We start from the raw sequence: 23,156 nt of genomic DNA, 5'->3' as shown, positions 1-23,156 counted from the left end.
AAGGGTGGTCTGCATGGAAATGCTCCAGGATTCTTTTGGCAGAATACATGACTACATCCGTATTTCTGTTACGGACCGCTGTAATTTGCGTTGTGTGTACTGTATGCCCGAAGAAGGCATGGAATTTGCCCCGCATGACCAAATTATGAGCTATGAGGAAATTGCCCAGGTGCTCAAAGTGCTGGCTCCAATGGGGATGCGGAAAGTCCGACTGACCGGAGGCGAGCCTCTGGTACGGAAAGATCTGCATCAACTCGTAAGTATGATCTCGGCCATTGAGGGGATTGAAGATATTGCGTTAACTACCAATGCATTGCTGCTGGACAAACAAGCTCAGGCCTTGAAAGACGCTGGACTGAACCGAATTAACATCAGTCTGGATTCCCTGCAGGCGAGCCGTTTCTCCATGATTACTCGCGGCGGGGATGTAAACAAGGTGCTGAAAGGCATTGAAGCCGCCACGGCAGTTGGACTTGCTCCGATCAAGCTGAATGTCGTGTTAATGAAGGGCATCAATGATGATGAGATCAAAGATTTCATTGCCATGACCATAGATCAGCCACTGCATGTGCGCTTCATTGAATATATGCCGATTGGGCAGGCTTCGGACTCATGGCGCAAATCGTATTTGCCGCTGGAGGCAGTCACGGAGGTATGTGCTGAGGCTGGCTGGACGGTGGAAAATACGGCAGGTCCTGCAGGTAATGGTCCATCACGAAACATGAAGATTGCCGGTTCACAAGGGACATTCGGATTGATCCATCCGGTCAGTGATCACTTCTGTGACAACTGCAACCGTCTCCGCCTGACAGCAGACGGACATATCAAAGCTTGTCTGTACTGGTCGGATGAATACAACGTGCGCCGCTACGTAGATGCTCCCGATGCTATGGCGGCACTCTTCCTTAAGGCACTTGGCACCAAACCGAAGAACCATGAAATGGCGCTGGCCCTGGAGCAGAAAATGCAAAGCCATACACCGACGGTACGACGCATGTCCCAGATTGGTGGATAGGCAAAGCGTGATCTGGCGGGTACCTGCTCATCATTTAAATGCATCAGAGCAGGAAGAAATAAAGAATATAAAATTTCGATTTACTTCATGATTGTAACAATCATTGTTGTACAAAAAGCTGCTGAGGATGTTCTGTCTTCAGCAGCTTTTTGGATTATGTATTTATCTTTTTTCTGTACTTGTTCAACTAAACATTACACTATAACGGAGAGGACAGAAATAACCTGAAGAAGCGAAGCGTTCGCCTAAAAGCTTTCTGAAAGAAAGCTACATCGGAAGCATACACTTATCCCCGGATTTTCCCCTTTGGAAAAGGAAATCCAAAAAAAATCTGGGGATAACAGCGATCGGAAGGTTGTTCTGTCATCGGAGTACCTGTGTAATATTCATTAGTTGAACTTATATAGCATTCCTGATTCCAAGATTAAAATAAAATTAATCTGCCATATGCCCACTTCAGGCCTTCAAGAATCCCGCAATTCTGACGATGAATATACAATACATCACGATCATACGCACACATATATAGGAGTTGATCCAATTGAATATTGTTGAAGCACTTGTTGCAGCAAGCCCGTATTTTAAAATCATGCTCAAGGAAAATGATTTGATGATTGCCGTTACCGATATGGAGCAGTTCCGGTATTACGTACGGAGCGAAGATCTTGATCTGGGTATCAAGGCTGGAGATCCGATCTCGCTTGAAGATCCTACACTACGCCGGGCACTTATGCATGGTGAGACTTCAGCCAATCGTATTGAAGCGCATCACTACGGGACTCCCATTAACTCGGCGGCTACCCCGCTTCGCGATGAGGCAGGCCAGATCGTAGGCGCATTGGCCATTGGATTTTCACTCAAAAACGAGGAAAAACTGGAGCACTTCACCGAATTGATCGGGGAAATCAGCGGTAAGTTAACCGATATGGTTCAGACCGTAGCTGCTCAGTCCCAGCAACTGACCGCTTCATCTTCACAGATTTTGGACAACACACGGATGGCTGTGCAAAATTCCAGTGAAGTCACCAAAGTGGCTTCATTCATTCGTGAAATTTCGGAGCAGACGAACCTGCTAGGTCTGAATGCTGCCATTGAAGCGGCTCGAGCAGGAGAAGCAGGAGCTGGCTTTGGCGTCGTGGCTACCGAAGTACGCAAATTATCCACCGGAACCAAAGAAGCTACGGTGAACATTGAACGCTCCTTGAAGGAAGTACAGCATTCCATTCGTCAGATGGAACAGGAGATTACCTCCATCGCCCAATCCAGCAACCAGCAGGCCGAACTCGTCACCGAGTTCAGCGAGGTGATTGATCAACTGAACAACGCATCCAAGGATCTCAAGTCTTTCATTGAATCCATGCTATTGCAGGCAGAATAAGATAGAATACTCATTTGGCGCATTAACTATAAGGCCAGCATATAAACAATAGGGATGTCCCATAAGTCATGAATATGACAGGGACATCCCTTGTTCGTGTTATTTTGTTTGAATGAACCTGAGACACGCTATTCGCTTCCATTGGCCCAGATCTGAGATCTAACGAATCACAGAGACGTTATTTCGTCGATTTTTAGGTTTTGACAACGTGTTATGACGAAATAGCGTTACGGAGGTTCGTTAAATCTTGCAAACGTTGATGATCCGCCTTTTAAGGTACGGTAGGTTCGTTAGCGCTTGGAGCGAGGCAGAATTCCTTCTGAGACAGCCTCATTCTTTTCTATTTTTACGATACGATCAGCTTCCACAGCATCATGCCTGCCATTCCGACCATGACTACAGCAGACAATCGATTGAAGAAAATACTGATCCGGCCTGTACGATCTGTTCTACCTACTAGCCTGCCTGCACCTGCCAGTCCCAGAAACCATACCCATGATACCACTGCCGCCGTTATTGCAAAATAAAAGCGTGCCACCCCCTCGTATTGAAGTGAACTGGTGCCGATTACGGCTACCGTGTCCAGCAGGGCATGTGGGTTAAGTAAGGAAACGGAAGCAGCAAAGGCGATCTGTCTTCCCGCAGACAGCACTGCTGCTGAACTATTCGCAGGCTCGGAAGACTTCCAAATGCTCCATGCCATATAGAGCAAAAACACACTCCCTCCTGCATACAATACATTCGCCAGCACCGGCCATTGCAGTAAAATGAGGGACACCCCTCCGACGGCTGCTCCAATCAACAACGTATCACTGAGTCCTGCGGTTACTATCGCTGGCAGCGCCCGTGCATAACTTCGCTGACTCATGCCCTGATTAAAAATAAACACATTTTGTACACCGAGTGGCAAAATCAGGCCAAATGCCAGCACTGCCGCGTGAATAATTACCCCCATCGTTCATCCCCCTTAGATATGTCTCCATAGTAGTAGAGATAACATCAGGCGTAACCAACCACTTGGATGGCACTGGACCCAACCAAATGATATAGTGTTCAAAATAAGAGGAAACGTAAATCCCATCAATCATTCTATAAAGGAGGCAAAACTGCCCATGAATCGTTCTGATTCTCGACAGGGGGGCAGCTGGAAGCCGGACCCCTCCCATTCCCTACCTCTGTACCGACAGATTGAAGTCTATATCAGCGAGAAAATTACTGCCGGCGAATGGACAGCTGGATATCGGCTTCCTTCACAACGGACATTGGCTCAAACCATGGGTGTGAATCGCAGCACGCTGGTTACTGCGCTGGAAAACCTGGCCGCCTCAGGGATGATTGAAGGCAGACATGGCGGCGGAACATATGTCTGTGGCTCTGGCTGGCATGCGCTGGCTCACGGAGCCCTACCCAACTGGGAGGAAGCCATAGAAGAAGGCTGGTATTACCCCAATCTGCCAGAGGTACAGCAGATTAACCGGGCTGAGTTCCAGCCAGGCATCATCAGGCTTGGTACAGGTGAGCTTGCGCCTGAGCTGATGCCCCAGGAGGCTTTTAACGACATCCTCCATGCTCTATCCAGTCGTTCTCGTACACTAAACTACCTCGAACCTCAGGGTAGTCTGGAGCTCCGTCAGGCTTTGTCCGTTTACTTGCAAGCAAGAGGCATCCAAGCCTCCCCTGACTCCATTCTGATCGTATCCGGCTCTCTCCAGGCACTGCATCTTATTTCAGTTGGGCTTCTGCCCCGCGGATCGGCAGTCCTGCTGGAGAAACCGTCTTATCTGTATTCCATTCATGCCTTCCAATCCGCCGGATTGAAAATGAGTGGCATTCCGATGGATGCCCAAGGATTACACACTCCGCGTCTGGAAGATGCCGTACAGAACAATGCAAACAGGGACAGCATCTCGCTGCTCTATACGATTCCGAGCTTCCACAATCCTACCGGCTCCGTCATGAGTGACAGCCGCCGGGAAGAACTGCTCGCCACAGCGCGGAACACCGGCATCTCCATATTGGAGGATGCCGCCTACAGCGACCTGTGGCTGGACGAGCCCCCGCCGCCATCGCTGAAGGCGCGTGATAAAGAAGGAAGGGTGCTGCACATGGGCACCTTGTCCAAGGCGGTCAGCCCAGGTCTGCGCCTCGGCTGGCTGGTTGGGCCGGAGCCGGTCATCCGTCGCCTCGCAGACATCAAGATGCAGACGGATTATGGCACCAGCTCCCTCGCTCAGGAGGCTGCTGCACTCTGGTTTGCCGATGGATACCACAAGCAGCATATGGATCGCCTGCGGCCAGAACTGCGCAGACGCAGGGACTTTATGCTTGAGCTTCTGCAACGCAATTTCGGTGAACTCGCCGAGTGGAGCATACCTGCCGGAGGCTTTTATATCTGGCTCCGATTTACCGCCAGTCCTCTATCCATTCGCGAACTGTTCCATGCCTGTCTGGAGAATCATGTGCTGATTCATCCGGGTTATCTCTATGACCGCCTGGATGCAGAGCACATTCGTCTGTCCTATGCCTATGCTTCACCGGATGAGATGGAGCGTGGTCTTCACTTGCTGGCACAGGCAGTCAAGAAGCTAATGTCATCATGAAATAAAAAAACGCCTTGACCGGAAGGAATATCATCCCTCAGATCAAGGCGGCTCTTTCATGTTTTGTTATTAATAAGACAGATACGTCTCGTCTAGATCGCAGACAGATTTCCTTTATCCTTTTACCGCACCTTCTGCAATACCCTCCATGATGAACTTTTGGAAGAACGCATAGATGAGAACCACCGGAATCGCAGTCAGTACCAGAGAGGACAGGATCAACGGCCATTCCTTATTGTACTCGCCAAACAGCATGTTCGTGGACAGAATCAGCGTATAACGATTCACATCCGTCAGCATGAGCAGTGGCAGCAGGAAGTCATTCCAGATCCATAAGAAGTCCAAGATGGCGATGGTGACCGTAATTGGCAGCAACAATGGGAAGATGATCTGGAAGAACGTCTGGAACTCATTACATCCATCCATCTGTGCCGACTCTTCCAATTCACGCGGGATGGACTTAACAAACCCGTGATACAGGAAGATCGCCATGTTCACACCAAGTCCGATATAGATCAGAGCCAATCCGTATGTGCTTCCTTGGACGTGAAGTCCTTTGGCAACCCGTGTCAGTGGAATCATGATCGAGTGAAAAGGAACGAGCATGGATGCCACGAACAGGAAGAAGATCAGGTTGCTCAATCTGCCTGAAGTACGCGACAGCTTGTATCCGGCCAATGAAGCGCAGAATACAATACCGCCAATCCCCAGGAAGGATACAATCGCCGAGTTCAATGAGCTGCCCAGCAGGTTGATTTTGTTAAACGCATCCGAATAGTTTTCCCAATGAAAGGTTGTTGGGAGAGCTATAAAAGACTGGAACATTTCGCCTTGTGTTTTGAATGAGTTCACAATCGCCATGTAGATTGGCAGCATTGCGACGAGGGAGCCCAGCACCAGCAGCAGTCGAATCAGGTAGCTGTTAATTCGTTGCATCCTCATGCTTCCACCTCTTTCTTCTTCATCACCGTAATCTGAATGAGTGTGAAGATGAGCACGATGACGAATAACACAACCGACTTGGCACTGGCATATCCGTATCTAAAATTGTTGGAGAATGCCTCTTCATAAATATTCATCGTAATCACCTGAGTGGCTCTGCCTGGACCGCCACCTGTCAGACCGTACACAACTTCGAATACTTTGAAAGCACCGTTCAGTGTCAGGAAGAAACAGATCGTCACGGCATGAGTAATCATCGGCAATACGACATTACGAAGTACCTGGAACGCATTGGCTCCATCAATAACAGCCGCTTCCTTCAGACTCTTCGGCACACCCTGGAGTGCTGCCAGATAGATGATCATCATATACCCCACACCATTCCAGAGCGATACGATCAGGATGGAGTAGAATGAAAATTTCGGATCACCCAGCCACTGTTGGTCCAAAAAAGAGACCGCCAACTTCTCGGCCAGCTGCGGCAGCACCTGGGAGAAGATGAACGTCCACATAAAGGCGCTGATGATCGTACTGATCATGTTCGGCATGAAAAACAGGGTCCGGAATAACCCCTTGCTGCGCGTCCGTGTCTCAATGAACACGGCGAGCAGCAAGGCAATTCCATTTTGCAGAATCAGCATAAACACCACATATTTTAACGTGAACCACAGGGAATTCAGAAAGTCGGGATCTTCCTTGAACAGCTCCACGAAGTTTCCCAGACCGATAAAACTGTAATCCCGGTTCAGACCATTCCAGTCCGTCAAGCTGTAGAACAAACCGCTAAATGTGGGATACAGCAGGAAAATCGCATAGATGACAAAGGCAGGCGCAGTGAACGCTAGCAGCGACAGATACTTCTTGAATACATTCGTAGCCATTGGTTCTCCCCCTTTTCACTATAAGCAGACTCGCGGAAACGGGGGAACGAAGACCGTTCTGCCAGCCGTTTCATCTGCTTACTTGTTGACTTTGTTGTAGGATTTCCACGCCTTGTCGAGCGCATCGATCACCTGCTGCTGGTTCAGTTGTCCGGAGTAGTAACCTTGCAGCGCTTTGCCTGATTCATCTTTAACCGCTTGAGGAATGGATGGATCTTGATACGCTTTGCCTTCATTCACATATTTCAGGGCATCGTCTACCCAAGGGAAACTTTTGAAGTCATGAATTTTGGCAACCGGATTGAATTTCAGTGCTTCGTAGAATGCACTTGAATCCTTGTCATCGAGAATATAGTTTACGAAGTCGAGCGCCACTTCTTTGTTTTTGCTGGAGGAAGATACCGCCAGTGAAGTCGATGTGCTCAGGTTGATTTTGGTATCATCCGGGTTGTCATTGATCGGCAGTGGAGCTACGCCGAAGTTGATATCCGGATTGGACTTCAGGATGGTTTCCGCGAACCAAGGTCCTTGAATCCACATTGCTGCTTTGCCTGTTGCAAAGGCTGCTGAACCATCATCGCCGCCCACTTCAAGCGCTTTCTCCGTTCCATTGGCATTGACGAGATCGAAGATGTCGAACAAGGCTTTCATATCCGAGAAGGAACCTTGATCCTGATTCATCTTATCCAAGAAGTCTTTATGCTCTGACTGAGTCAGTGCACCTACGGTAAGTGGCAAGAACAGTTGCGGAATCCAGGCCTCTTTGTACGAAAGTTCAAACGGTGTGATGTTGGCTGCTTTCAGCTTTTCCACGACTGCTTTCATTTCCGTCAAAGTGGTTGGAACCTCTAGCCCCTGCTCTTTGAAAATATCCTTATTGTACAGGTATCCCCAAGATAACGTTTCCAAAGGAACGGCCACGACTTTGCCCGACGCATCTGTTACGGAAGGCTTAACGGAATCCAATAATTTATCGACAAAAGGCTGACCCGACAGGTCTTCCAGATAACCTGCTTTGCTGAACGGTGGGATTTCATTGACCGCATGAAGTGCGAACACGTCCGGTGCATCATTGGAGGCAAGTCGTGTTTTCAGAATCTGCGGCGCATTATCTGCTGGCGGCATCTCCAGTTGTACGTTGACCTCAATATTCTTTTCGGCTTTCTCCTTGGCTTTGAACTGTTCTATATATTTATCGTAATGTTCTTTCAGCCGCGGCTGTGCAATGAATACTTTGAGGGACACCGTACTGCCCGATGCAGTTCCCTCTTCCTTACCATCCGTACCCGCATTGGAACCGCAGCCTGCGAGCAGAACACTCACCAGTACCGCACTTGCTACGCTTTTCCATACTTTCATCTCTTATGACCTCCCGGTGTAACTGGTTTGTCTTTCATAGGATCATTATATATCACGAAATGAAAGCGCTTCATTGGACATTATTAGACTCGTTTATTGGATTATTTTAAACCTTAATCCAATAAGTAAACTGTCTGTGAACGAATTATTTGGGGCTGTTATCTGATTTACGAGGTTGTCCCTTTCGCATCTCTCCAGGCGAAATCCCGAAGTGTTTCTTGAATACCCGATAAAAGTACGATACATCCTCATACCCCGTCATCTCGGCAATATGTTTGAATGGAATCTGATCATCGAGCACCCACTCCCTGGCTCTTGCCATGCGTAACTGGACAATATAGTCGGTCACATTCACGCCGTATTCTTTTTTGAACACCTTGCTGAGATATTCTTTGCTGACAAAAAAGATCTGGGCAAGCTGCTCCAGTGTAATCATCTCCATGCAGTGCTGCTCAATGTATTGCTTCACCTCATCCAGGTTCAGCTTGTTCTTGAATTTGCGCTGCGCAATCAGCTGCTCCAACGAAGTATAATAAGGCGCTGATATCCAGTCCACTGCCGATGTGATGGACGCCAGAGCCGTTGGCGGCGGGAGTACAGCTGCTACAGGTTGCTCGCATAAGCCGTTGGAAACACACAGCTCGCCCAGCAGCGTCTGCAATTCGTATGCGACCCGTCCAAGCTGTTGCGGTCTTCGGATATCACTGGTATCAAGGCGGTGCTCCAGCTGCCCGAACAGCTCATGCAATCCCTGAACGTTCAAGTCGTTAAAACGTAAGCGCGCCTGCTGCTGAAACAGCGAGAACTCGCCAGAAAAAGCGGAAGGATAAGGTTCCCAGGATTCTGGCCCGGACTCGGTCTTTTCCAATTCACGTTTACACTTGGCCAGAACGTTATTCAATTCATCGGGATTCACCGGCTTGAGCAGATAATCAGCGGCACGGTGGCGAATGGCATGTTTCGCATAATTAAAATCATCATAACCGCTGACCACAATCACTTTGATATGCGGATATTGTGCACTCAGCGTCTGGAGCAGTTCCACGCCATCTTTACCCGGCATACGCATATCTGTAATGATAATATGGGGCTGATGCTGCTCAACCAGCCGGATCGCCTCTCCGCCATCCTCTGCCTCACCTGCTACCACCATGCCAAGCTCATCCCACGTGCCCAAATTGCGCAAAATATCTCTGTTCCATGGCTCGTCGTCCACTATTAGCACTCTATAATGATCCTTGTTCACGTGATCTCGCCTCCTGTATGGCAAGGAATTCGAACAGTGACACGGGTTCCCTGTCCTTCCCCACTCTCCATGTTCATACCGTATGCAGGCCCAAAGTGCATCACGATGCGTGATGCGGCATTGACCAGGCCAATGCTGGTGCCCGAGCTCCATACTCTGTCTCCTTGCCGGGACAGCTTGGACAGTCTCGATTGCATCTCGGCCAACCTCTCTTGATCCACACCCACCCCATTATCGGAAATGCGGATGGTTACCTCATGATCTAGTCGGACAACTTGAATGTTCAATTTCCACTCTCCCTGCTTTTTCTCCAGACCATGGACAAATGCATTCTCCACAATCGGCTGCAGGGACAACTTCGGAATGTAGCAGTCACTGAGCACGCCTTCAATCTCCAGTTTATATTCAAGTCTGCTGCCAAAACGCTGCATCTGGATGAGCATATAATGCTCCAGCTGGTCCAATTCGGACTGCAATGGCACGAGTCCATCCGGCGCTCTGACAATATATCGGAACATCTCACTTAATGCACGAATCACTTTATAACTGTCTGCCGGCTTCTGCGAGTACACCATACCTCCGATCATCTGCAGCGTATTTTGCAGAAAATGCGGGTGAATCTGAGACTGAAGCGCTTTGAGCTCGGCCGTCTGTTTCTCCAGATTCATGAGATAGTTATCCCGGATATGCTCCCGAATGCGGCTTGCCATACCATGCAGATTTTTCTCCAGCAGGCCAATCTCATCCACCCGACCACTGCGGACCACTTCCTTGTCCTTGATCAACTGGATTCCCTTCATGGAATTCGCCAGTCTGACAATCGGTTTGGATGTTCGCCAAGCCACAAATGCTGCCAACAACACCGAAACCACGGTAGCCAGCCCACCCACAACAAGACCATATTTCATCGTTTCCAGTGCACTCTCATTGATGACATGGGAAGGGACAATTTTGATCAGACGCATCCCTGACGGATCAATGGCATGATAGAATACATATTCCTTGGCTGTTCGAATGAAACCGGAACTGTCCTTCGTAACTGCAAGCTTTTCCAGTGCCTCTGCTGAAGGCTGTATCTCCTTGTTTGGCTGATAGACCGGACTTCCCGTACTATCCGCGATGTACACCGCATAATCCCCCCGGCTGTCCAGCAATTCCAGCGTCTGATTGAATTCGGCCCACTTGACTTCCAGACTGATTGCGCCAATCTGCGCCTGATCCTCGAAACGGTTCATGCTGCGGGTCATATGAAACTTCTCCGGATCATTCGGATCATTCATAATCGTAAAGTCCTTATGCTGCTCAAAAAGATCATGGTATGCCGCAGGAATGTCCGGCACCGATCGGATTCGGCTTTCCATCGAGTTGAAGGTGAACATTGTGTCCAGTTCCTTTAGGTATAATTCCACGCCAAATACATAGTTGCCAGCCGAATAATATACACTGTTCAGCATGTTGAACACGGCCTTCTGCTCATCGAATCGGCTGGCAGCTGGAGCATCCTGATTCAATGCCAAATACTGATGCAGCTCATCACTGATCTGAATGGAATAGATGAGATTGTTCATCCGCGCGAATTGTTCACCCAAATAGATAGAGGCCCAATTCATATTCGCACGGTTGGTCTCCATGATCTCTTCTTCCATGGAAGAGCGGGTATTTTCGGCCGCTACAACTGTCATGGCGATTACGGGCAGAATGGCCAGAAACGTCATGGTGAGGATTAATTTGTTGCGAATGCTGCGTTTGAACGGATCAGTAAGCTTCCGGTATAATTCGGTAAACACAAGGCATCCACTCCTGAGCTATGAGCTAAAATAAGATAAACGCCCCAGCATGAAGCCGAGGGCGCTTTGGTCTTTGTATTCTTTTTATAGTCATTGAACATGAACTTGTCAATTCATTTATGATTTCCCATTATTGCTCAATAATGCGCACACCCCAAGGTTCCAGGTCAATATTCTGCTCTCCGGACACCGCTGTTCCTGCCAGAAGTTCCGTTCCGTCTCCGTAGGCATTTACGAACGAAGTCGCATGATCGGAGTAGTTAAAGAAATATCGAATCGTATTCCCTTGCTCATTCACGCCGCTCTTCACGATGATTGGAAAAGCCAATTCCTGATCAGTTCCCCATAGTCCAGCTTCCTTCATGACTCGCTCCAGCACGCTGCGTATCACCGCGGAGCTGGTATAACATCCAACGTACGTTGCTTTGCCCTTGCCATAGGTATTCTGGGTAATTGCCGCATATTCTCCCCAGTGAGGATGATCATACCAGGCCAGCACTTCTGCAGTTGTTGGTGTGATGAGCTCCATCCAGGTGTGAATCTGATTCTGTTCCTCTCCAACCTCGAACGGATCATCTCGAAGCGAAACATTTTTCGGCTCTACAAAAAGGTTGTAACTGATGCCACAAGCCTCACTGATCAGTCCAGGCTGGCGGGTAGAGCGGACCTTAATATGCTCATTGGCGAATCCGCTCTTGAAGGAGTAAACGACATGCCCACCATCCTGTACGAATTGGTTCAGCCTCTCAAGCAAGACATCGGAAGCTGCGTACAAAGCAGGCACAACGATCACATCATAGCCTTCATAACTCTCCACGGACGGATCAATCAGATCACAGCCAATATTCATTTTGTATAATTCGTCATACATCCAGCGGATAACGTCGTTGTATTTTTTGTCACTCGTAAAATTAAACCCGAACCACTTGATCGACGTCAACGCCTCATTGCTGAACAGCACGGCTACCCGATTCGTTTTCTTCAAATTCACCAGTTGTGGGCTAAGTCTGGCAAAATCCCGGCCGATCGTTTTGGCCTCATTGTAGACCGGATTTGGTTCAAAATCATGGCTCAGCAATCCTTTCCAATACGTCTCGAATGAATTATGCAAGGAATGCCAGTGCCAATAGGCGACCATGTTTGCTCCCGATGCCAGGTGGCTAAACGCCTGAAGGCGAAGCTGTCCCGGGTAGGGAACCCAATGCCAGAAAGCCTGCGCTTCCGTCTCCAGTACGAGATAGTTCGATTGTTTGGTGGAACGTGCCACGTCACCGCCGAATGAAATCTCAATGCCGGTCAGATCATCCTGCGACGGATGGTAGATGTCCACACTGGTGATGTCAAAAGGTTTGGATGCGGCAAAATGGTCCACATCTCCCTGAATGCCGTACGAGTATCCACGCCAGTCGAAGTCAAAGTTCTGGGTGACGAACTGACCCTCCTGTTTGTACTCATTTACAGTTCCGACCTGCCACGCTAGAAAGTTGGTTACCAGTTGGCGCTGGAACTTGGCAAATTCAGCTCCCAGACTGCCGTTGATTGTACCGACAACAGACGGGAAGTCCTCCCAGCTATTGATACGGTTACTCCAATAGTCGAGACCAAATTCCTTGTTCAGATCATCCAATGAGCTGAACTTGTTACGCATATATTTGACGAATTGCAATTGTACGTTATCACCGGCAGTGTTGTAATGCTTCGTTTCGTTATCCGTCTGATAGCCAATCACGGCAGGGTGTTTGCTAACACGGGAGATCAGCTTGCGAATAATGCGTTCCGCATAGAACAGATACGTTGGATGTGTGATATCCATGATCTGCCGCGCTCCATATTTCCCCGGTCCCTGTACCGTTGTGGCCAGAACATCCGGATGCTCCTTCACCATCCACGTTGGAACAGCATACGTAGGCGTACCCACAATAACCTGAATGCCCGCCGCATGCATGGCATCCAGTACACGATCTACTGAGGAGAAGTCGAATACGCCATTCTGTGGTTCATGCGTACTCCAGGTGGATTCCGCAATCCGCACCACATTGATGCCTGCATCTTTCATCATCTGGATATCCTTATCCAATCGCTCATAAGGCATATATTCATCATAGTAGGCTACTCCGTACAATAACTTGTCCATGTTAAAATCTCCTTTTCATCGGGAAGTATGTTTTGCTTGGCATTTATACAAAATGAAATGATTCAATTGAAAAATGATAACGTTTACATTAATATCTATTGAAGTACATTAGATGCTTAGCAATCTGGTCGAACGCCCTCCGTTCTGCCATTTTTCAATGTTGGCGTTAAACTGATTATAATGAAGTATACTATGGGTGCCGATTGTACAAGGCGAGTTGTTTTTACCCTTTTCCGAGGTGAATGTCATGGATATCCGATCGCAGCTTCGAGAAATGCCACATCATACACTGGCTCACTGGCTGCCTATTATCGACTGTAACATTAAATTCTATGGAGCGCACAGCCAACAAGTTCCATACGGTTGGGCGATGCCGGAGGAATCCCATCCGGGCTTTGAAATTATGCTAATTATAAAGGGGACCCAGGAAAGCGTGATTCACGGGTATACCTATACGGTTGAGGAAGGTTCCATTTTGCTGATTCCACCGGGATTCAAACATACGAACCAATGTGTATCATCAGAGGGCATGACGTATTTCAGTGCTCATTTCAATGTGGATGATCCCGTATTTACCCTGAAGCTGATGTCACATCACAGCCGAATCTATGAGGCAGGCACCACAGATAATATGCAAATGCGCCCTGTCCTGGAAAACTGGATGAACATGATCAGAACATCGGAGGCATACACTTCCACAGACAAATTTATCATGCAGGCAAGCATGTTTGAATTGTTTGCCCTGTTGTCCCGGGCGGCCGACCGTGAACCACTGACCACCCGCTCTGATGCTTCGCCCAGTGCTCCAGCTCCCGCAGCCATGCATTATGCAGGGGCCATCGCAGAAGCCATCAAGCAGGCGTTCCATACACAGCTTCGAGTCAAGGAGGGAAATGTATCCACCGTCAAAGTGGAGCAGATCATATCCTCGTTTGGCATCAGTCCGGGATATGGGCTGCAGATCTTTCGCAAGGTGTACGGACAATCTCCACGGGCCTATCTGTCCAGCCTGAAGCTGCAGGAAGCCAAAGTGCTGATCGAACAGCCAAAGCTCTCTTTGGGGGAAATCGCATGGAAGCTGGGTTACACCCATCTGTCGCATTTCAGTCGGCAATTTAAACGATGGACAGGCCAGAGTCCACTTCAATATCGCAACGCCGTTCAGGATCTATCCAACGAATCGGGTCCAGTGGACCAGAGTTGGGAGTCAGAATCAGAATGAGGAAGAAATGGGAAGATGGGCTAATGTTAAAAGAGGTTATGAATGAATGAATGAATGAATGAATGAATGAATGTTATGGGTTAAGGGCCGTAACATCGGTTACGAATATGCTCGTACTCTTCCGGGGTATTCATATTACTAAGCTGAATGGCCACCTCATAGACGCCAGCGCTTTCCAGCTCATCGACGTCGACATATCGGCAGCGGATCTCTTCAAGCCATTGGGTTACTTTCAGTCTGTCATGGCGTAAACACTGTTCAAGTTCGGGGAGAACACGTTTATGATATGCACCTGCAAGCGGATGAACACGCCCTGCCAATCGTGGAACGATGGCATGATGCTCTTGACCTGACTCGGCGAGCCACTTCATACCTTTGAAAAAAGATGGCTCTAGCAGCGGCATATCACAGGCGCAGATGAGGTTCCAGTCTGTCTCCGAGGCATCCAGCGCGGCATGCAGCCCTGCGAGCGGCCCTTTCCCCGGGAAGTGATCCTGGACGCAGTTGTAGGGCAATGCGTTGTATACAGCTGTGTTGGTTCCTGCGGAAACGATAATACTATTCACAGCTGGTGCCATCGCTTGAATGATCTGCTCCAGCACGCTGGAACCATTCCATTGCAACAATGCCTTATTGGAACCCATACGACGGGATAAGCCACCTGCCAGTATAATACCTGTCCATTCCATCGTGCTCATGGTCATCCTCCTCGTTCAATAAACTTATTCTATACATTGAATACCCTTTCAACAAATGATACATTGAAGAATATGATTCTGAAAGGAATGGCTCTATTGGATAGATATGCACCCGGAAGAGGCAATCCCTCTTTGGTTTCGCTGAAACTATATAATTTTTTCATTTATGGAGCCATTTCAATCTTCGCCGGTTTTCTTCAGTTGTATTTGCAGGAAATCGGGATGACCAAATTGGAGATTGGCAGTCTGATGGCGATTGGTCCGTTTGTATCCTTGTTTGCTAATCCGTTCTGGGGCTTCTGGAGCGATAAATCACGCAATATTCGCATTATTCTGATGATGATGATGGGTGGCACCTTTGTGCTTGCTCAGGCCGTATTCTATGCGCCTACGTATGCCTGGATCTATGCAGCCATGATCTTTTTTTATTTTTTTCAAAGTCCGTTGTTTGCCCAAACCAACAGCCTGATTCTCGGTTATATCGATGGCACGAATCAGAAATTCGGTACGTTTCGGCTCTGGGGGTCGCTGGGTTGGGCTCTGACTGCTGCGGCTGCCGGACCGCTGATTGACCGCTTGGGAGCAGGCAGTGTATCGATTGTATTTGCCTTCATGATTGTCATTGCCTTTGTCTTTGCCTTGTTTCTACCCAGACAGCCAATCGCTTCAGATACACCTGTAGTGAGCTTTCGACGTTTCGGCAGGGTGATGTTCAATCCTTACTTTATGATCTTTATCGGGCTTGGGGTGCTCGTTTCCGTACCCAACGCCATGAACAGTACATTTATGTCATTATACATCGTGGAAATGGGTGGCGATAAACAGATGGTTGGCTGGGCCATCTTCACATCATCCATCCTTGAAGTGGGTGTATTCTTGCTCCTGGACCGTTTTCTCAAACGCAAAATGAGCATGCTTCTCTCATCACTTGTCCTGATCAGTCTGTTGTTCGCCATCCGCTGGGAGCTCATGGCCTTAGCGAACAACCCGTTAGAGATTGTGTTCATTCAGCTCATGCACTCCATTACGTTCGGCGGGTATTTCTATGTAGGTACCCAACTGACGATGCTGTTCATTCCAAGGCCGTATCGCTCCTCTGGTCAGGCGGTGTATACGATGGCCTGGGGCGGCATATCCGGTGTCATTGCCGGCCTGTTCGGCGGCTGGCTGTTCCAGAGCTTCGGTGCTGAGGTGATGTATAACATCGGAGTGTTCTTCTCCCTGATTGGTGCCGTTGGTTTTGCAATCATGTGGTTCTCGAACCGCCGCAACGGATATCAGCCAACTGTGTTGACGGAAATGGGTGAAAGGTAATCTTTTGTTGGCAAAGGTTGAACCTTTCAAGATTTACACTGGAGCACTACGAGGACAGAACAATCTTTCGATCGCTGTTATCCCCGGATTTTTTTGGATTCCCTTTTTCAAAGGGTAAAATCCAGGGATAAAGGCGAACGCTACGCTTCTCCAGCTTTATTCTGTCCTCTCCGTTATGGTGTAAATAAAGTTCAAACAATCAAACAAAAGATTAAGAATAGTAGTAATAAAAAGAAAGGCGTCTCCATGCGTTTGTCGCCCCTAACGAACCTTAGACGCCTTATTTACAGCAATTTCACGAAATTCTAAAGCTAAGGAATCTCATCCACCTTATTTCGCATAAGAGACGCTAAAAATCCAATAAAGACAGGCCAAACGAGGAAATAAGGTGTCTACGATTCGTTACGTTGCTGGAACGCCCGAATACACATGAATAGCGTGTTCTCGGTTCGTTAGATTCTTACCTCATACGCACAGATACGCTTGTTCTCATGTTCATGCCGTATTGTAGGCTCAGTCTAAAACTGAACCTGACTGTACCTGAAAAACAAAAGGGCATCCTTCGCCATGAATCATGACGAAGGATGCCCTTCATTTAACTAATAACTTGGCTGCTTACCAGCACACTGATGAACAACCTTAATTTCATCCATCGACCTTATGCCTTCGGCAGTTGGAACGAGCTTTTCAGGGATACAACCCGGTTAAATACCGGACGGCCTGGCTCGGAATGTTTCGGGTCAACGCTGAAGTAACCGTGACGGAAGAACTGGAATTTATCCTGTGCTTTCGCTTCCTTCATCTCTTGCTCCACAAACCCTTGAACCACTTCAAGAGAGTTTGGATTCAATTGATCCAGGAACGTTTTCTCCGGTTGCTCTTCCACAACCTCCACCTCAGCGCCTGCCACGGCCACTTCTGGCTCGGTATCGGCTTCCGGTGCTTCTGCGGAGATCAGAGGTTCATACAGACGGAATTCAGCCGGTACCGCTTGAGTCGCTTCTACCCAGTGGATGGTCCCTTTAACTTTACGGCCAGTGAAGCCACTGCCACTCTTCGTTTCCACGTCATAGGTACAATGGATTTCAGTCACATTGCCTTCTGCATCCTTAATTACATCGTTACACTTGATGAAATACGCATGTTTCAGACGAACTTCGTTGCCCGGGAACAAACGGAAATATTTGTTCGGCGGATTTTCCATGAAATCGTCTTGTTCAATATAAATCTCGCGGGAGAATGGGATTTGGCGATTGCCCATCTCCGGGTTCTCCACATTGTTCTCCGCTTCGAGCCATTCCACTTGCCCTTCAGGGTAGTTGGTAATGACCACTTTGAGGGGGTGCAGGACAGCCATTGTGCGCGGAGCTTTCAGTTTCAAGTCTTCACGTACAAAGTGTTCCAGCGTTTGCAGGTCGATAACGCCTTGGCTTTTGGAAATGCCTGTTTCGAATACGAAATCACGAATGGCTTCCGGTGTATATCCCCGGCGGCGCAGACCCGAAATCGTTGGCATGCGCGGATCATCCCATCCATCCACATGTCCTTCATCCACGAGCAGTTTCAGCTTCCGTTTACTTGTCACCATTTGCGACAGGTTCAGGCGGCCAAACTCATATTGATGTGGTTGGTTCTCCATCTCACATTCGGCAATAACCCAATCATAGAATGGTCGTTGGTCCTCAAACTCCAGGGAGCAGAGGGAGTGGGTTACTCCTTCAATGGCATCTTCAAGTGGATGTGCAAATGCGTACATCGGATAGATGCACCATTTGTCGCCCGTATTATGATGATGTGCATGAGCAATACGGTAAATGACCGGATCACGCAGATTGATGTTCGGTGAAGCCATATCAATCTTGGCTCGCAGCACTTTCTCACCGTTCTGGAACTCGCCTGCACGCATCCGTGTGAACAGGTCAAGGTTCTCTTCTACCGGACGGTCACGGTATGGGCTGTTCTTGCCCGGCTCGGTGAGCGTTCCACGCATAGCACGGATTTCGTCGGCGCTTTGATCGTCGATGTAAGCTTTGCCTTTTTGGATCAGCAAGACCGCGCGTCTGTACATTTCATCAAAATAATCGGAAGCAAAACGTTTCTCGCTCCACTCATAGCCGAGCCATTTCACGTCTTCCTGAATCGATTGGACATACTCTACATCTTCCTTGACCGGATTCGTGTCATCGAAGCGCAGATTTGTTTTGCCGCCAAATTCGCCGCCTAGCGCAAAGTTAATCCAGATCGCTTTGGCATGGCCGATATGCAGATAACCGTTCGGTTCCGGAGGAAAACGGGTAATGACTTCCTGGACTTTCCCTGACCGGAGATCTTCGGTAATAATATTTTTGATAAAGTTAGGTGGGGTTGTACGATTGTCCACAGGTATCAAACCTTTCATGAATTGATTGGAGCTTTCAGGAATTGCAGCAATTCCGGCTAAAATTCCTTTATAACGAAGTCATTTCCTGAAAAAATCTATTTTCTTGGAAAGTTTCGTACGCGTTTCATTTAAATATACCTTTAACGAGGGAGGAGTTCAATAAATAACGCCCCAAAATCAGGATCAGTTACACACAAGATAGGCCCAAAACCATTTTGACGGGTTCGCGCGAATCATGTAGCATGATAGAAAAACAGAATTTAAGGGAGGGTTTCCCATTGAACGCGCTAAAACTGTCCAAAGAACAACAGGATGAAGCCATACGTACCATCCAGTCGTATTTCGAAGAGGAACGCGGCGAAGAACTGGGCGATCTGGCAGCCTGGGGTGTGCTGGATCTTTTCATGACCCAGTTGGCTCCCTTCATATATAATCAGGCACTGGGTGACGCCCGTACTACGGTGAATCAACGCATGGCCTCGATGGAAGAAGACCTGTTTGCATTGGAGCGCAAGCTACCGAAGACTTCCCGATAATACATTATTTCAAAGAAAGAAGGTTGCACTCATGTTTACCTATTCATTGGATGAATATACCGAACTCCGCCCACTTGCCATGGAGCACACCAAACCGTTGTTCGAACTCACGGACCGCTCGCGGGATCAGTTGAGACATTGGTTACCGTGGGTGGACAACGTGACCGAGATTGAGCACACTTCGAATTTTATCAGCAATGCACTGAAACAGGGCGCGGACAACGGCGGTTTCACCGCAGGTGTCTGGCTGAAAGGTGAACTTGCAGGCATCATCGGCTTCCACGAAATCAACTGGACCAACCGCTCGGTAAGCATCGGATACTGGCTTGGCAAAGGTTTTGAAGGTCAAGGCCTGATGACCAGCGCATGCCGTGTTCTGGTGGACTACGCTCTCGTCACTCTGGATCTGAACCGTGTCGAGATTCGTTCAGCAACCAACAACAAGCGAAGCCGGGCCATCCCTGAACGGCTTGGATTCGTCCTTGAAGGCGTCATTCGTCAGGCTGAGAAGCTGCCTAAGGGCTATGTTAACCATGCGGTGTATGGCATGCTGCAGCATGAATGGGAACTTTTGCGCTAATTAGACTTACATAATTTAAATGGTTGGAGGACCATTTCTTATTGCGAATATGGTCCTCACACAATGGCATAGGCATACATTAAATCTTAAAGCCCCTCCTCCTCCACAACATGTGGAGATTAAAGAGGGGCTTATCTTATTTGCGCATTTATGCATCCATATAACTTGTAATCTCTCGATCCGACTTCTTCTTAGAGCGCACGTACCATGCCACCGTCCACCACAAGAGATGTACCTGTAATGTACGTATTCGATCCTGATAAGAGGAACACAACCGCTTTGGCGAACTCCTCGGGTTGACCATAACGTCCCAGTGGAATTTCCTTACGGAATTGCTCGGCAACCTCTTCCTCACTTATTCCGTTCTGCTCTGCACGCGCTGCGTCCAGTTCATGTATCCGATCCGTCCCGATTCTACCCGGTGCAACCGTATTGATCAGAATGCCATATGGCGCAAGTTCCTGTGACAAGGTTTTGGCCAATCCGAACACACCCGTACGGAACGTATTGGACAGAATCAGACCTGGAATCGGCTGCTTCACAGAGGTGGAGGCAATGTTCACGATATGTCCGCCGTTCTCCTTCATGTAAGGAAGTGCACCGCGAATCAGTCTGACATAGCTGAGTACATTTAACTCAAATGCACGTTCCCAATCTTCATCCGTCAATGACTCGAATGTTCCTGAAGGCGGACCGCCTGAATTGTTCACCAAAATATCAATCTGCCCAAACTGTTCGCCTGTCTCGCGAATCAGGGCATCAATATCCTCCTTGCTTGTCACATCGGTGGCACAATATTCGATACGTCCGCCACCACCGAGCGCCAGCAGCTCCTGCTTCACCGCTGCAAGCTTCTCTTCGCTCCGGCTGGCGAGCATGACATCAGCGCCTTCTGCCGCCAATTGAGCGGCTACCTCTTTGCCCAGTCCTCGACTGGATGCAAGCACCAGCGCCTTTTTACCTCGAAGTCCCATGTCCATTGTTGTTCCTCCTTCGACTCTGTTCTATCCGTTGGCCTGGATGAAATAACTCATAAGAATATCGTCCACATACTTGCCTGCAATATAAAATTCCGACACCAGTCTGCCTTCCGTCACAAATCCGCACTGTTTATAAAAAGCAATCGCCCCCGGATTGCTGGATAACACCCGCAACCTAAGCTTGGTGATCCCTTGTTCAGAGGCATGCTGCTTCATGGCATCCATCAGAGCTGTGGCAATACCACAGCGACGATCATGGGGATGAACGGCGATATTAATCTCGTATACATGGCGGTTAACGGGCATTCCTGTTGGCAGATAAAAGCCCACATAACCACATACCCGCTCTCCCTGAAGGGCAATCAGCTGACTTCCTGGCGGACAATGCTGCAAATATTGTTGTCTGGATCGCCACTGAAACGGGGCCGGAGAGGTATGCTTATCCCATACCAGTGCATCCAGTTCCATTAGTTGGGCAGCATCCTTGATTTCGGATGGCCGAATGGTATACGTATGGCTGATAAGCATAAAAATTCAACCTTTCGTGCAATAGTCGATAACACTGCGCAAAGCAGCGTTAGAAAAATGGCTTGTTCCTTACTCATTTCGACATTTTGCAGCTGAATACGTGCAAAATGCTCCTTTGCTTTATATTGTAGCATAGCCTCAGGCTTGACTAAAATTACACTCGGTGGAAAGAAATGAACACTTAACCTTGCCGTAACGTCATCGTTTATACTGAATTGATAAGGAGGTGTACGTGATGAACATCAAAGAAGCCGCGGACAGACTCGGCATATCGGCGAGAGCCATTCGCTTCTATGAGGAAAAAGGACTGATCTCCCCCGTCAAACAGACAAATAACGGATACCGTACATATACCGAGAATGATATCTGGCGGCTGCAAACCATTACAGCCCTGCGTGAGATTGGAATGTCACTTCAGGATATTACCCAAGCACTTGGAGAGATTGACCAGGGCAATCAGCAGCGGCTGGAAGAATATCTGGAGCTGCAGCAGGCAGTCATGTATGCCCAGTGGGTCGAGCTCAAACGCATGCTGGATACAACCCAGCGCATGATTGATCTCAACCGCCAGGAGGGGCCACTGGATGTCAGCCATCTGCATGATCTTGCAGACAGTGCACGCCGCCTCAGGGAAGCCCGTCAGAACTGGCATGATCGCTGGAACTACGATACGCAGGCGGCCATCCACGATCAGCGGGTGCAGGCGGCGAATGGCCGTATGACCGGTCAAACTGCTTCTAAGGGCAGCATTGATTCGGGGCCTGGAGCCATGCAAGCAACGGTTGAGTCAGATCGAGAAGGAGGACCAGATCATTATGGCGATGAAGTTCGCAGTCAGAAGAAAAATAGCCTGACAGCACACAGATCAAACAGCGATGCAACGTATCCAGAAGATGCAGGATCAGGATTGAAAGAATGCGGAGTAGGAGTAGATACAGCACCTTTCAATATATATAACAACTATGACGAGGCGCTGGAGCAGACGGCAAGCTGGATATCTCCTGTGCCCGGCGAAAAAGGAATCGATATCGGTACAGGCACGGGGAATTTGGCAGGCAAACTGTTAGAGCGCGGCGCAGCAATGACCGCCATCGATCAATCCCGGGAGATGCTGCGTACATGCCGCACCAAATATCCAGAGATGCACGTGAAGCTTGGCAACTTTCTGGCGCTGCCTTTCGCCGACCATTCCTTCGATTTTGTTGTATCCAGCTTCGCCTTCCACCACCTGAGCCCAGACCAGCAGCTACTGGCTTTACAGGAAATGCAGCGGGTGTTAACTGCACGTGGACGGATCTGCCTGACAGATCTGATGTTTGCTGATGCAGCTCACCGACAGGCGTATATCCAACAGGCTGAGGCAGCAGGTCATGAGGACCAGCTGCAAACGATAAGGGAACGCCATTTCCCACTGCTGGACGGGCTGTGCGGCTCGCTGGAGGGCGCAGGCTATGTGACGAAGCATATACGCCATAATGCGCTTCTGCACACGGTACTGGCCGTTCCTTTGCGTTAGAATGATCATCCCACCGTAACAAGTCCCTCTGACCCGCCAATGAATCCTTCTCAAATAAAA

Annotated in this window: 19 protein-coding genes; 8 read left to right on the top strand and 11 right to left on the bottom strand. The window is 48.7% G+C overall.

What is annotated here, in order from left to right:
* Nucleotides 1-13 precede the first annotated feature (13 nt).
* Together moaA and HW560_RS34220 are read left to right on the top strand one after the other, a co-directional pair.
* Nucleotides 14-1,015, top strand: a complete 1,002-nt coding sequence (moaA, locus tag HW560_RS08230; protein ID WP_090903468.1) for a GTP 3',8-cyclase MoaA — start codon at nt 14-16, stop codon at nt 1,013-1,015.
* Between the two features lie 541 nt (nt 1,016-1,556).
* Complete coding sequence (locus tag HW560_RS34220; RefSeq protein WP_090903467.1) at nt 1,557-2,393, top strand: methyl-accepting chemotaxis protein; 837 nt, start codon at nt 1,557-1,559, stop codon at nt 2,391-2,393.
* Between the two features lie 346 nt (nt 2,394-2,739).
* On the opposite strand, the gene HW560_RS08220 is transcribed toward HW560_RS34220, so the two are convergent.
* Nucleotides 2,740-3,348, bottom strand: a complete 609-nt coding sequence (locus HW560_RS08220; protein WP_179262731.1) for a LysE/ArgO family amino acid transporter — start codon at nt 3,346-3,348, stop codon at nt 2,740-2,742.
* 157 nt (nt 3,349-3,505) lie between these two features.
* On the opposite strand from HW560_RS08220, the gene HW560_RS08215 reads away from it, so the two are divergent.
* Nucleotides 3,506-4,993 (top strand): aminotransferase-like domain-containing protein, encoded by a 1,488-nt coding sequence (locus HW560_RS08215; RefSeq protein ID WP_090903465.1) that lies wholly within the window; start codon nt 3,506-3,508, stop codon nt 4,991-4,993.
* Nucleotides 4,994-5,107: 114 nt separating this feature from the next.
* Here HW560_RS08215 and HW560_RS08210 read toward each other — a convergent pair whose 3' ends face one another.
* From HW560_RS08210 to HW560_RS08185, 6 genes are all read right to left on the bottom strand, one after another.
* Nucleotides 5,108-5,935, bottom strand: a complete 828-nt coding sequence (locus tag HW560_RS08210) for a carbohydrate ABC transporter permease (RefSeq protein ID WP_024632759.1) — start codon at nt 5,933-5,935, stop codon at nt 5,108-5,110.
* Nucleotides 5,932-6,816, bottom strand: coding sequence for a carbohydrate ABC transporter permease (locus HW560_RS08205; protein ID WP_064641854.1), 885 nt, complete (start codon nt 6,814-6,816; stop codon nt 5,932-5,934). The genes HW560_RS08210 and HW560_RS08205 overlap by 4 nt, the downstream gene beginning before the upstream one ends.
* 78 nt (nt 6,817-6,894) lie before the next feature.
* Entirely contained in the window at nt 6,895-8,175 is a 1,281-nt protein-coding gene (locus HW560_RS08200) for an ABC transporter substrate-binding protein (protein WP_090903464.1), read from the bottom strand.
* Nucleotides 8,176-8,320: 145 nt separating this feature from the next.
* A complete protein-coding gene (locus HW560_RS08195; RefSeq protein WP_090903463.1) occupies nt 8,321-9,421 on the bottom strand; it encodes a response regulator in 1,101 nt (366 codons plus the stop codon).
* The gene (locus tag HW560_RS08190; protein ID WP_090903462.1) at nt 9,418-11,208 is read right to left on the bottom strand and encodes a sensor histidine kinase; all 1,791 of its coding nucleotides are present in this window, start codon (nt 11,206-11,208) and stop codon (nt 9,418-9,420) included. Before HW560_RS08190 ends, HW560_RS08195 begins: the two co-directional genes overlap by 4 nt.
* Before the next feature lie 130 nt (nt 11,209-11,338).
* Nucleotides 11,339-13,342, bottom strand: a complete 2,004-nt coding sequence (locus HW560_RS08185; protein WP_179262729.1) for a beta-galactosidase — start codon at nt 13,340-13,342, stop codon at nt 11,339-11,341.
* A 247-nt stretch (nt 13,343-13,589) separates the two neighbouring features.
* On the opposite strand from HW560_RS08185, the gene HW560_RS08180 reads away from it, so the two are divergent.
* Nucleotides 13,590-14,564, top strand: coding sequence for a helix-turn-helix domain-containing protein (locus tag HW560_RS08180; RefSeq protein ID WP_179262727.1), 975 nt, complete (start codon nt 13,590-13,592; stop codon nt 14,562-14,564).
* Between the two features lie 80 nt (nt 14,565-14,644).
* Here HW560_RS08180 and HW560_RS08175 read toward each other — a convergent pair whose 3' ends face one another.
* Nucleotides 14,645-15,262 carry a molybdenum cofactor guanylyltransferase gene (locus HW560_RS08175; RefSeq protein ID WP_179262725.1) on the bottom strand — a complete coding sequence of 206 codons (618 nt, stop codon included), beginning with the start codon at nt 15,260-15,262 and terminating at the stop codon, nt 14,645-14,647.
* A gap of 87 nt (nt 15,263-15,349) precedes the next feature.
* Between HW560_RS08175 and HW560_RS08170 the strand changes: the two genes are divergently transcribed.
* Entirely contained in the window at nt 15,350-16,576 is a 1,227-nt protein-coding gene (locus HW560_RS08170) for an MFS transporter (RefSeq protein ID WP_179262723.1), read from the top strand.
* A 658-nt stretch (nt 16,577-17,234) separates the two neighbouring features.
* On the opposite strand, the gene HW560_RS08165 is transcribed toward HW560_RS08170, so the two are convergent.
* Entirely contained in the window at nt 17,235-18,974 is a 1,740-nt protein-coding gene (locus HW560_RS08165; protein WP_090903457.1) for a glutamine--tRNA ligase/YqeY domain fusion protein, read from the bottom strand.
* A gap of 260 nt (nt 18,975-19,234) precedes the next feature.
* Here HW560_RS08165 and HW560_RS08160 point away from each other — a divergent pair, with 260 nt between their 5' ends.
* Together HW560_RS08160 and HW560_RS08155 are read left to right on the top strand one after the other, a co-directional pair.
* Entirely contained in the window at nt 19,235-19,492 is a 258-nt protein-coding gene (locus tag HW560_RS08160; RefSeq protein ID WP_024632769.1) for a DUF2164 domain-containing protein, read from the top strand.
* Nucleotides 19,493-19,523: 31 nt separating this feature from the next.
* Complete coding sequence (locus tag HW560_RS08155) at nt 19,524-20,072, top strand: GNAT family N-acetyltransferase (RefSeq protein WP_090903456.1); 549 nt, start codon at nt 19,524-19,526, stop codon at nt 20,070-20,072.
* Nucleotides 20,073-20,263: 191 nt separating this feature from the next.
* On the opposite strand, the gene HW560_RS08150 is transcribed toward HW560_RS08155, so the two are convergent.
* Together HW560_RS08150 and HW560_RS08145 are read right to left on the bottom strand one after the other, a co-directional pair.
* Nucleotides 20,264-21,052: an SDR family oxidoreductase gene (locus HW560_RS08150; RefSeq protein WP_179262721.1), complete on the bottom strand. Its 789-nt coding sequence runs from the start codon at nt 21,050-21,052 to the stop codon at nt 20,264-20,266.
* Between the two features lie 24 nt (nt 21,053-21,076).
* The gene (locus HW560_RS08145; protein WP_090903454.1) at nt 21,077-21,580 is read right to left on the bottom strand and encodes a GNAT family N-acetyltransferase; all 504 of its coding nucleotides are present in this window, start codon (nt 21,578-21,580) and stop codon (nt 21,077-21,079) included.
* A 235-nt stretch (nt 21,581-21,815) separates the two neighbouring features.
* Between HW560_RS08145 and HW560_RS08140 the strand changes: the two genes are divergently transcribed.
* A complete protein-coding gene (locus HW560_RS08140) occupies nt 21,816-23,096 on the top strand; it encodes a methyltransferase domain-containing protein (protein WP_090903453.1) in 1,281 nt (426 codons plus the stop codon).
* The last annotated feature ends 60 nt before the right edge of the window (nt 23,097-23,156 follow it).

The organism is Paenibacillus sp. E222, assembly GCF_013401555.1.
Lineage (GTDB): Bacteria > Bacillota > Bacilli > Paenibacillales > Paenibacillaceae > Paenibacillus.
The sequence above is the reverse complement of the archived record's forward strand: the minus strand, read 5'-3'. Positions and strand labels throughout refer to the sequence as shown.